This is a genomic window from Sphingomonas sp. 66-10, assembly GCF_001897045.1.
Lineage (GTDB): Bacteria > Pseudomonadota > Alphaproteobacteria > Sphingomonadales > Sphingomonadaceae > Sphingomonas > Sphingomonas lycopersici.
On record NZ_MKRR01000135.1, the window covers coordinates 113379 to 124427 of the forward strand.

The window sequence follows — 11049 nt, forward strand, 5'->3', positions numbered from 1 at the left end:
GGCCGAGGAAATTCTGCGCGAGATTGAACAAGGCGACGATCTTGCCGATGTGGTTGCCCGGCGTGATCTCGGTGAGGATCGCGAACGCCGCGACCGGCATCGATCCGATCAGCAGATTGGCGAGCGCGAGGCAGATCCACACCCCCGTCGTCCCCTGCGCGAGGAACATCCCGACCACCGGCACGATCTGCAGCACCTGCAGCGCGATCGAGATCTTGAGGATCGCGTCGCGGTCGCCGGCGAGCGCGCGGCGGTCGATCACGAAGCCCGCGCCGAGCGCGCCGATCGCCGAGCAGATCAGCGCGATCGTCCCCGCGGTCGGCCCGACCACCTCGGGCGGCAGGCCATGCTGGCGCTCGATCGCCGGGGCGAGCCACGCGCTCCACCCGGTATTGGCGAGCGACCACAGGATCATCGCGCTGAACAGCAGGACATAGAGCCCGGCATGGCCGCGCATATGGCGCAGCGACTCCTTGAAGCCCGCGTTTTCCGAGGCGTCGGTATCGACATCCACCCGGCGCGGCTCGCGGAACAGGAAGATCGCGAGGCCGAGGCACAGCCCGATCAGCCCCGGCACGACCATCGCGAACTGCCACGGCTCGATGCTGCCGAGGATCGGAATCCCGTGCGTCCCGCCCGATTTGGCGAAGCCGTAGAGCGCGCCGCCGATCACCAGCGCCAGCGCCGATCCGACCAAAGGCGCGGTGGTGTAAACCGCGAGCGGCCAGGCGCGGCGCTGCGGCGGGAAGCTGTCGCGGATCATCGACATCGCGCACGGCTGCAGCGCCGCCTCGCCCACCCCCAGCCCCATGCGGCTGACGAACAACATGCGATAGGAGGAGGCGAAGCCGGAGAGCATCGTCATCCCCGACCAGCCGACCACCGCCGCGCCGAGCACGGTACGGCGGTTGAAGCGATCGGCGGCGAACCCCATCGGGATGATCGCGAGGCTGTAGAGCGTTGCGAAGGCGGCGCCTTCGAGCAACGCGATCTGGACGTCGCTGATCCCGAGCGAGGCGCGGATCGGATCGACCATCGATCGCATCATGTTGCGATCGATGAACGAGAGGACGAACAACAGGGTCAGATAGGAGAGCAGCAGCCACGGCCGGGAGCCACGCGGATAGGCGCTATCGTCGGCAGCGCTCCCGCCCGCGCCCGCGCGCCCGATCGCCATGCCTGCCATCCGCCCACTCCTGCCTCATCGCCCCGTACCGACGCAGCAAGCGCGGCACGATATACGCAACTTCGTCTCGTTATACGATATAGATAACATGTTATCTGTGCAAACGGTATCGGCATTTCCGAGGAGGTTGAGCGCGCTTCACCTCATCCGTCATTCCCGCGAAGGCGGGAATCCATTCTGGCTGGCCTCACGACTCTTGCCCCGGCCTGCGCGAATGGATTCCCGCCTCCGCGGGAATGACGGTTAAGAGGAAAGCGCTTCCCTCAATCCCGCCCGCGCGCGGGCTCGTCCGGCGCGAACCCGCCGAGCGCGTCGCGGAACGCGGCGAGTTCGGCCATCAGCCGCTCCAGCCGCTCTTCGCCGAATGCCTTGCGGTAATTCTGCACCAGCACGCGGGTATGCTCGGCGGTGCGGTTGACCAGCGCACGCCCGGCGTCGCTGATCGCGATGATCGAGCGGCGCTTGTCCTGCGGATCGACATCGCGCGCGATCAGCCCGCGCTCGCCGAGCTCCTTGAGGATCCGCGTCACGCTCGGCCCGTGGAGCATCGCGCTCGCCGCGAGCGCCGCGATATCAAGCCGCCCCTCGTCGCTCAGCACGCGCAGCACGCGCCATTGCTGCTCGGTGACGTCAGCGGCGCGCAATTTGGGGCGGATGGGCGCCATCGTCGCCTCGCGCGCGGCGAGCAACAGACCGGCGATCGACTGCCGATACGGCGGCAGGCCAGAGATTTCGTCGTCAGACATCGGCGACGTGCATCGCATAAACCGATCCGCGCGGCAAAACGTCAGCCTCCCTGCCCAACCAGTCGGTTGCGCAGCACCCCGATCCCTTCCACCTCGAGTTCGACGACATCGCCGTCGTCGAGGAAGGTCAGGCTTTCATAGCCGCAGCCGTCGCCGACGGTGCCCAGCCCGATCAGGTCGCCGGGATGCAGCGTTTCGTCGCGCGAGATATAGGCGATCGTCGCCGCGATCGAATGCTGCCCGCCGCCCGACGAGGTGCGCACCTTCTCCACCCCGTTGACGCGCGCGATCATCGTCAGCGCCTCTGGGTCGGCGATCTCGTCGGCGGTGACGATGCACGGGCCGATTACATTGCCGGTATCGAAATCCTTGCCCTTGGCCGGGCCGAAGCGGAACTGTGTCTCACGCGACTGGATATCCCGCGCCGAAAAATCGTTGAAGATCGTATAGCCGAACACCGCGTCGAGCGCATTTTCCGGGGTGAGGTCGCGCGCGGGGCCGCCGATCACCACGCCGAGCTCCAGCTCGTAATCCATCAGCTTCGCCGCGCGGGGGCGGATCACCTCCGCCTCGGGGCCGACGACGCTCATCGGATTGCCCTTGTAATAGAGCGGCTGCTCGTACCACACCGGCGGAATCTCGAACGCGCCGGCGGCGCGGAACTTCTCCAGCGTCGCAGCGGGATCGGGGGTGGCGCTGGCGCGAAGCTGCATCGCGGCGGCGATCGCCTGACGCACATGCTTCTCGTAATTGCCGCAATCGCGGATCTGCGTCGGGCGCGGCAGCGGGGCGAGCAAGGTCACCTCGCCAAGCGCGATCGTGTCGCCCGCATCGGCGAGCGCCGCCGCGATCCGCGCCAGCCCGGCGCGACCGGCGGTAATTACCGCGAGCATGTCGCCCAGCATTTCACCGCCGTCGCGCGCGGTCGCCGCGGCGATATCGAACACGCGATCGTCGCCGACCAGCACGCCGGGGCGCGCTTGCCCCTCATGATTGCGGAAAGTCACCAGCTTCATCGCTCGCTCCCTGGAACGGAAAACATAAACCCCGTTCGGGCTGAGCGTGTCGAAGCCCTGCACTTTCTTCCGATGAAGAAGGGCAGCCCTTCGACAAGCTCAGGCCGAACGGGGAAAGGTGGTCGCGACACTCTCAGCCGCGCGCCCCGCGCAATTGATCGACCAGCCCGACGACATCGCCCGGCAGCGCATCGCCGCGCCAGCCGACATGCAGGTCGGGCCGCGACACCAGCAAGGCATGACGATAGACCGCGGTACGCTCGTCCGGCGCGATATCGAGCAGCTTGAGCGGCATCCCGGCCGCGGCCGCCGCCTGCTCCAGCGGCGCCACGTCGATCGTCGAATCGAACCGCAGCAAGGTATAGTCCGCCCCGAAGTCGTCGTAAGCGGAATTGCCGTTGCGGCGCCAGAAATGCGGGGTGCGGCACCCCGGCACGGTCGATTGCTCGAAGCCGGCCATCGAATAGCCCGGCTGCTGCTCGCCGTCGTAGGCGATAATGGGCGAATCCGGGTAAAAGTACCCGAAGTTCAGCCCGCCGCAGCAATATTGCTGGACGTTGAGCGCATAGACCTGCGCGCCCAGCGCCGCCCGCGCGGCTTCGCCCTCGGCGCCGTCATGCTCGACCGCCTCGGGCACCGCGCGACGATGCGCGATCGCGCTCAGCGCGTGGTTCATCGCGAAATGCGACACCTGCTCGGTGATCGGCAGCCGCTCGGCTTCATAAGCGTCGAGCAGATGCGCCCCGCCCCAGCCGTTGACCGTCGCCGCGAGCAGCCACGTCAGGTTCATCGCGTCGGCGATCCCGGCGTTCATCCCGAAGCCGGCATAAGGCACCCACAGATGTGCGCTGTCGCCGCAGATGAAGATACGGCGATCGCGGAACTTGTCCGCCACCAGCCGGCGGCCGATCCAGTCCTCCTTGCTGATCACCTCATAATTGAAATCGTCCCCGACGCCGAGGATCGTGCGGATCGACGCATCGCGATCGATCGCGTCGAAATCCTCCTCATGCTCGTAGAGGTAATTGTGGATCAGCCAGGTCTCGCGCCCGTCGATCGCCACGGTATTGCCCGAGCGGCGCGGGTTGAGCGACAGGTTCATCCAGCCGGGGCGCCCCTGCATCATCTCGAGCAGCCTGGGCGCGCGGATATAGGTCGATTGCACGCGCTGGACGACCGCATCGCCCGACAGTTTCGCGCCGATGATCGAGCGCACGCGCGACCGTCCGCCGTCGCAGCCGACCAGATACAATGCGGTCAGCGTCTCGGTCGCCCCGCTCGGCAGATCGCGCACGTTGACGGTCACCCCGGCATCGTCCTGCGTCGCCTCGATCAATTCGGTCCGGTTGCGGATCGTGATCAGCGGATGCGCCGCGGCCTGCGCGAAGATCAACGGTTCGAGATAGATCTGGTTGATCCGGTGCGGCGGCTCCGGGGTCGGCCACCAGGTATCGGGCCCGGCGAAGTCGGTCCAGCGCTCCGCACGCGCGGGGATCGCGATGCGGGTGATTTCATGCCCCCGCGTCACGCTGGTGCGATAGACGCAATCGTTGGGATAATCCGCTGGCAGCCCGGAATCGCGCACCACGTCGGCGAAACCGAGCCGGCGGAACGCCTCCATCGTGCGCGCCGCGACATGATTGCACTTCACGCTCGGCGGCTCGCCCGCCTGCCGCGTCTCGACGATCGTCGAGCGCACCCCGCGTCGCGCGAGATCGAGCGCGACGACCAGCCCGACCGGGCCGGCGCCGCTGATGATGACCTGCGTATCGGTCGCCATCACTGCCACGCCACGAATGCGCACGACGATCCGGTGCCGCCCTCGGTGCGGTAGAGCGTCTGATAGTCGATTTCGGTCATCTTGAGCCCGGCGTGGCGCATCGCCGCGGAGGTCGCGATCCAGCTCTTGCACTCGGAGGTGCCGGCCATCAGCTCGTTCTGCGGAATCGCGGAGAGCGTCGCCTCGTCGTCGCTGGCGAGCGCATTGAGGAATTTGCGATCCCATTCGGGGTCGACCACGAAATGCGTCAGCCCGCCGGTGGTAAGCACCGCGACGCGCGCATCGCTGTCCCACGCCTCGATCGCGCGGGCGACCGCCCCGCCAAAGGCATAGCAGCGCGCGGCGGACGGGCTGTTGTCATAATACCAGCAATTCACGTCGACCGGGACGTTGGGCTTCACCAGATCGCGCAGCACGTTCTTGTAGAGGAAGCCGTAAGCGTGCGGCAGGCCGTACATCAGCGACTTTTCGTTCACCACGGTCGGCTTCTCGTGGCACAAAGTCACGTCGAACCCGCTCTCGCGTACCAGATGCCGCGCGATATGCTGGCCGAACGCGCGATCGCCCGGGAAGGCGACCCGTTCGTCGGGGAGATGGCCGTGGTCGGAAAGTTCGATCCCGATCGGCAGCCGCGCATTCTGCTCAGCCGTGCGCGGCAAATTGGGCAGTTCGTCGGTCGCGATCACCGCGAACGAGGGCACGATCTCCGAGAAGAATTCGTGCTGATCGTTGCCGATCATCACCACCACATCGGGATCGACCGCGCGGAACATGTCGTGGAGCCGGTCCATCGCCGCGAACGACGCTTCGAGCGCGGCTCGCCGCGTTTCGAGCGCGAGCCGATCGCCGATATTCTCGCCCGCGCGCTGCGCCGCCAGCTCGGCATAGGGCAGCTTACGCCCATGGAACCACAAGGGCACGCCGTCCTTGCGATCGCGGTCGCCGCGGAGATCCCAGTCCTCCGCCATCGTATGAAGCTGCGGCGTATGCGCGCAGCCGATCCCGAGCACTATCTTGGCCATAAATCCTCTACACGCAGACCTTTACCACCGTCATGCCAGGCTCGACCCGGCATCCAGAGCCACAAACATCATCGCTCGTTGCCCTGGATGCCGGATCAAGTCCGGCATGACGGCAGAGGTGTTACCGGTGGTGATCAGGAACCGACCGAAATACGGTTGGACAGCCGGCCCAGCCCGTCGATCTCCACATCGGTCAGCTTGCCGTCATAGAGATTGAGGTAGGTGCCGATATTGCCGCGCGGATGCTTCTCGGTGCCCTTGGAGGCGGTGCCGGTGTGGAGGCAGTCGCCCACTTCCATCGTGAACCACTTGCTGGCTTCCGAAATCACCCGCTCGACCGGAAAGAAATAGTTCGCGGTGCTGTCGTCGGCATAGCATTCGCCGTCGATATAGCCGCGGACGCGCAGCGCGTTCGGGTTGGGGATCTCGTCCTTGGTGGTGAGCCACGGGCCCATCGCCGCAAAGGTATCCGCGCCCTTCGACTTGCTGTGATAGATGAACAGCAAATAGGTGTCCTCGCCGCCCTCGAACTTCGGGCGCCACGCCAGATGGTGCGGCTTGATCACTTCGGGGCGCTGCTTCAGCGCGATCGAATCCTGCGAGAATTTCACGCCGCTCGCGGTGACGTCATTGGTCAGCGTATAGCCGAAGACGTAATCGAGGGCGTTTTCCGGGGCGACGTTCTTCGCGGTCTTGCCGAACACGATGACGGGTTCGGGCTCGGGGATCGACTGGCCGTGATCCTTGAGTAGCTCGATCGACTTGTTGTGGCCGGTCAGCGCCGAGCGCCCCTTGGTGAAGAACATCGGCGCGGTCATCGGCTTGACCGCATATTGGTTGAGATTGTTGTTGTTGACCGCGCAGCCGAGGATCTTCGACGGGCGCGGGTTGGGCGCCATCCAATCGGCGTTGGCGAGATCGATCACCGGCAAGCGCCCGGCGACCGCCGCCTCGATCGCGGCGGCAGCGCTGTCGAGCCCAGCATTGCCGGCCTCGATCAGATCCTCCATCCACGCGAAATCGAGCGCGACCGCTTTGTCGTCCGCAACCCGCGCGATCACCGTCGGCTTGCCGTTAATCCTGATCGTACCGAGCTTCATGTCACTCTCCTGCTTTGCTGCGAGCGCCCGTTTGGGGGAGCGGTCAGATGGTGTGTTCGGCGTCGGCGGGGATCATCCCCATCGCCACCTGGAATTCGCGTTTGACGGCTTCGGGCTGCCCCACCTGATGCGGGTAGTGCGGCTGGTTGAAGCGGTAGGCGAGCTTCTTCCCCAGCGCCCAGCTCTCCTCGAGCGTCATCGAGGTGGTGAAGATCTCGCGATGCTTGATCGGCAGTTCGACGCATTTGTTGCGCTCGGCGTCGCGGATCAGCCCCTTGGGGTCGCGCCCCTCGGCCACCGCCTTCATATTCTCGTCGAACGAGCGCCGCAGCATGACGATGCCGAGATCGCTCTGCCCGAGATGCTCCTCGGTGCGATCGGCGATGACGCCCTGCCCGGCCCAGGCGACGATATCCTGGTTGAGCACATGGCTGGTGATCCAATTGTCCTCGGCATCCTTCACCGGCCCCTTCCAATAGGGCACGCGCTGCTGGACATAGGGCTCCTGCCCGACCGGCACGCGGTGGAACATCCAGGTGATGCTCAGCGTGTTCTCGTCATCCACCGGGATGCGCCATTCGATATGGTCGCCGAGGAAGAAGGCGTTGGGCCACAGAGCGGTCGAGCCGACCGTCCAATGCTGGCTGTCCTTGTCGGTATCCTCGCGGACGCGGCGATAGATGTGCCCGAACTCGAATTCGTCGAACTTCAGCTCGAGATGCTTCGGGCCGTAGCTGCCGTCGCCGGCCAGCCGCGAGGTCCAGTTGCGGTGCATCCATTCGAAATGCACCGGATCGAGGCTGTTCTCCTGGCATTGGAACCAGTTGCACGGCACATCGGCATAGACGACCTGGCGGAAGCCATTGTCCCAGGTGAAGGGTTCCCAATTGGGCACCAGCGGCGCGGGATCGGGGCCCATATAGGCCCATAGCATCCCCGCCTTTTCCTCGACCCGATACGCCTTGGTGCGGATCTTGTCGCGAAAGCGCGCCTTGGGGTTGGCGATATCCTCGAACGGCTGTTCGAGGCATTTGCCGTCGGTAGCGAAGCACCAGCCGTGATAGCTGCAGCGCAGCCCGTCTTCCTCGATGATGCCGAACAGCATGTCGGCGCGGCGATGCGGGCATTGCCGGTCGATCAACCCGTAGCTGCCGTCGCCGGCGCGGAAAGCGACGAGCGATTCGCCCAGCAATTTCACCGGCTTGATCCCAAGCTCGTCGATCTCTGCGGTCGCCGCGAAAGGATGCCAGTAGCGGCGCAGCAATTCGCCCATCGGCGTTCCCGGGCCGACGCGGGTCAATCGCTCATTCTGTGCCGGACTAGCCATTTTCCTCCTCTCCCAGCGGTCGAAAATCCCTGTCGCCGCGCTATCGCCCGGTATCGACATCCGCAACAACGAGGTCTATTTGTTGCGTATGTCGCAACAACTCGAGTCCGAAACCCGCGATCGCGACCCGCGCCGGCAGGCGCCGACCGCCGGGCTGGGCAAGATCGAGGCGGTGGCCACGGCGACCGCGATCATCGATTTCCTCGCCGAGCGCGGCAGCAAGGTCGGGGTGCAGGATGTCGCGACGATGCTCGGCATCACCAAGTCGCGCGCCTCGCGGCATCTCGCCAATCTCGAACAATTGGGGCTGGTCGGGCGGCAAGGCAGCCGCGGCTATGAGCTCGGCTGGCGGCTGGTGCGCTGGGGGCATATCGCCGCGGCGCGGCTCGACCTGGTGGCGATGCTCGACGATTATCTCGTCGCCTTGGGGCGCGAGGTCGGGCTGACCGTCTTGCTGTGCACCGATGCCGGCGGCGACGCGGTGGTGGTGCGATCGATCCCCGCGCCGCAGGCGATCCATATCGACGTCAAGCCCGGGCTGGTGCTTAGCCTGCCGCATTCGCCCTCGGCGCGGATCGCCTTCGCCTTCCAGTCACGCGAGCGGCGCGAGAAACTGCTCGGCCATCTGTGCGAGCGCGAAACCGATTTCCGCATCGCCGATCGCGCCGAATTCATGACGCAGATCGCCGATATCCAGCGGCATTACGTCTGCTGGACGCGCGACAAGTTCAACCTCGGCCACGGCGCGGTGGCCGCGCCGGTGTTCGATCAGGACGAGGAATTGCGCGCAGTCGTCACGGTGATGATCCCCAGTTCCGAACTCGGCGAGCGCGGCCCGCCGCGGCCGCTGATCGAGGCGCTGCTGCGCTGTTGCGCCTTGTGCTCGCAGCGGCTCAATTCGCGGTTCCAGTTTCCGACCGGCTAACGTCATCCCAACAGCTCACGTCACCCCAGCGTAAGCTGGGGTCTTGTGCCGCAGGCGCCGCCCCTGCTGCCTGAAATCACAGCTTGCGCTGGGATGACGGAGTGGTGACGGCACGAAGGCCGCAAGCGCGAGCGCCTGCGGCCTGAGACCCCAGCCTGTGCTGGGGGGGGACAGATTCCCCGCCGGTTTCCCGGCGGGGCCTTTGTCAGAACTTGTAGCCGAGTTGCACACCCACGGTGCGCGGCTGGGCGACCAGCGTCTGGTACGGGGTCACCGTGTCGGCGATCGAGTTGATGTTCGCCCGCTTGTCGAGCAGGTTGCGGACATAGACCCCGGCATTCCACTTGTCCTGATGCGCCAGCGTGATCGCGGCATTGACCAGGGTGAACGCCTGCGGCGCCATCAGGTTAAACTGCGGGCGATAGTCCATATAGGCATATTTGCCGCGATGCTGGGCATCGACGCGCAGCTCGACCGAATTGTCGCCGCTCAGGTTGACGGTATACGCCGCCGAGCCGTTGAGCGTGAAGGTCGGGGTATTGGCGAATTGCGTCCCCGCCACCGGCGAGCCCGAGATCGCCGGCTGGTCCTTCAGCCACTTGGCCTTGAACACCGTGCCGCTCGCGGTCAGCTCCAGCCCGCGCACCGGGCGCGCGGTCAGGTCGAACTCGACCCCCTGCGACCGCGCGCACAGACCCGAGCAATTGAGGATGCCCGAGAAGGTGCCGTTGAAGAAATCGCCCGAGATCTGGGTGTTGTACCAATTGACCCGATAGAGCGCGATATTGAACTGGAGCGCGCGATTGAACCAGTCGGTCTTCGCGCCGGCCTCGAAGTTCCAGGTGTAATCCGGGCCATAGGACGGCGGCAGTTCGGGGATCACGCGAACGATCGTGCCGCCGGCGCGATAGCCCTGCGACGCCGAGGCGTAGAGCATGATGTCGCGCGTCGGCTTATAATCGGCCTCGAACTTGTAGATCGCCTTGCTTTCGGTGCTGCGCACATCGTCCGGCGCCCCCGCGGTGCCGAGCCGCAGGAACGGCACGATCGAGGTGGCGATGTCGTGCCGCTTGTTCTGGAACACGCGGATACCGCCGAGGATCGAGAATTTGTCGGACAGTTTGAGCGTCGCTTCGCCGAAGCCCGCCCATTGCGTCAGCTTGAAATCGCCCGCGCGCTCATACCAGACGGGGTTGGCGAAGATCGGATTCCCGGTGGTGAGATCGACATCGACGAAGCTGTTGTTAATCTTCGTCGTGCGGTTCTGATAAATCCCCCCGACGATGAAGTTGAGCGGCCCGTCGAAATTGGTCGCGAGGCGCAGTTCGGAATTCCACATCGTCAGCTCCTGCGCGGAGCGGAAGGTGATCGCCTTGGGCAAGGTGATCGGCGGGAATGCGCCGATGCTCTGCAGGAAGCCGAAGAACAGCGGCAGCCCCTGCTGGTCGGTGAAGCTCTCGTTGCGGCGACGCTGATAGGATTGCGTGAAGGTCAGCGTCATATTGTCGAACTGATGTTCGAGCGTCAGCCCGGCGAGGATCGACCGGTCATGATAAGGCTCGCGGCTCTGCGTCCTGGACTGCAGATCGCCCGCGCCCGGCAGCGCCACGCCGCCGATCACCGACGGGCGCGACCAGACATAGCCCTGCCCGTTGGATTTCAGATCCTGGACATAGAGCTGGGTCGTCGCGGTGGTGTTCGGCCCGAGCTGATAGGTGCCGTTCCAGCGGAAGCCCCAGGTGTCGGCGCTGTTGAAATTATCCTTGCGGTAGGACGTGTTGTCGATGAACCCCGGGGTGTGGATGCCATAGCCGACGATGCGGAAGGCGACCGAGTCCCCCAGCGGCACGTTGATCATGCCCTTCACCGCATAACCGGCCTGCCCGTGGTTGACGAGCGACCCGTCGAGATCGATGCGGCCCTCGGTCACGTTGAGCTTGGCCGGGT

General features: G+C 65.4%; 9 protein-coding genes. 1 reads left to right on the forward strand and 8 read right to left on the reverse strand.

Annotation, left to right across the window (positions count from 1 at the left end; all coding sequences use genetic code 11):
* From BGN95_RS17445 to BGN95_RS17475, 7 genes are all read right to left on the reverse strand, one after another.
* Positions 1 to 1186, reverse strand: a 1186-nt coding sequence (locus tag BGN95_RS17445) for an MFS transporter (protein ID WP_286773481.1), incomplete at its 3' end; no start/stop codon positions are given.
* Positions 1187 to 1449: 263 nt separating this feature from the next.
* Complete coding sequence (locus BGN95_RS17450; protein ID WP_179511941.1) at positions 1450 to 1932, reverse strand: MarR family transcriptional regulator; 483 nt, start codon at positions 1930 to 1932, stop codon at positions 1450 to 1452.
* A gap of 41 nt (positions 1933 to 1973) precedes the next feature.
* The gene (locus tag BGN95_RS17455; protein WP_179511942.1) at positions 1974 to 2948 is read right to left on the reverse strand and encodes a fumarylacetoacetate hydrolase family protein; all 975 of its coding nucleotides are present in this window, start codon (positions 2946 to 2948) and stop codon (positions 1974 to 1976) included.
* Positions 2949 to 3081: 133 nt separating this feature from the next.
* A complete protein-coding gene (locus BGN95_RS17460; RefSeq protein WP_286773482.1) occupies positions 3082 to 4728 on the reverse strand; it encodes an FAD-dependent oxidoreductase in 1647 nt (548 codons plus the stop codon).
* Complete coding sequence (locus BGN95_RS17465) at positions 4728 to 5750, reverse strand: DODA-type extradiol aromatic ring-opening family dioxygenase (protein WP_265268975.1); 1023 nt, start codon at positions 5748 to 5750, stop codon at positions 4728 to 4730. The genes BGN95_RS17460 and BGN95_RS17465 overlap by 1 nt, the downstream gene beginning before the upstream one ends.
* 134 nt (positions 5751 to 5884) lie before the next feature.
* Positions 5885 to 6850 (reverse strand): fumarylacetoacetate hydrolase family protein, encoded by a 966-nt coding sequence (locus BGN95_RS17470; protein ID WP_179511945.1) that lies wholly within the window; start codon positions 6848 to 6850, stop codon positions 5885 to 5887.
* 43 nt (positions 6851 to 6893) lie between these two features.
* Positions 6894 to 8177, reverse strand: coding sequence for an aromatic ring-hydroxylating dioxygenase subunit alpha (locus BGN95_RS17475; RefSeq protein ID WP_286773483.1), 1284 nt, complete (start codon positions 8175 to 8177; stop codon positions 6894 to 6896).
* 88 nt (positions 8178 to 8265) lie between these two features.
* Here BGN95_RS17475 and BGN95_RS17480 point away from each other — a divergent pair, with 88 nt between their 5' ends.
* Positions 8266 to 9102: an IclR family transcriptional regulator gene (locus BGN95_RS17480; protein ID WP_286773539.1), complete on the forward strand. Its 837-nt coding sequence runs from the start codon at positions 8266 to 8268 to the stop codon at positions 9100 to 9102.
* A 205-nt stretch (positions 9103 to 9307) separates the two neighbouring features.
* Here BGN95_RS17480 and BGN95_RS17485 read toward each other — a convergent pair.
* Positions 9308 to 11049 (reverse strand): TonB-dependent receptor (locus BGN95_RS17485; protein ID WP_286773484.1); only part of this gene is annotated, 1742 nt, incomplete at its 5' end.

What these genes read in the sequence shown, in the direction of transcription:
- BGN95_RS17480 (WP_286773539.1), top strand. Translation starts at nt 8,266, where the DNA reads ATGTCGCAACAACTCGAGTCCGAAACCCGCGATCGCGACCCGCGCCGG.
- BGN95_RS17475 (WP_286773483.1), bottom strand. Translation starts at nt 8,177, where the DNA reads ATGGCTAGTCCGGCACAGAATGAGCGATTGACCCGCGTCGGCCCGGGA.
- BGN95_RS17470 (WP_179511945.1), bottom strand. Translation starts at nt 6,850, where the DNA reads ATGAAGCTCGGTACGATCAGGATTAACGGCAAGCCGACGGTGATCGCG.
- BGN95_RS17450 (WP_179511941.1), bottom strand. Translation starts at nt 1,932, where the DNA reads ATGTCTGACGACGAAATCTCTGGCCTGCCGCCGTATCGGCAGTCGATC.
- BGN95_RS17465 (WP_265268975.1), bottom strand. Translation starts at nt 5,750, where the DNA reads ATGGCCAAGATAGTGCTCGGGATCGGCTGCGCGCATACGCCGCAGCTT.
- BGN95_RS17460 (WP_286773482.1), bottom strand. Translation starts at nt 4,728, where the DNA reads ATGGCGACCGATACGCAGGTCATCATCAGCGGCGCCGGCCCGGTCGGG.
- BGN95_RS17455 (WP_179511942.1), bottom strand. Translation starts at nt 2,948, where the DNA reads ATGAAGCTGGTGACTTTCCGCAATCATGAGGGGCAAGCGCGCCCCGGC.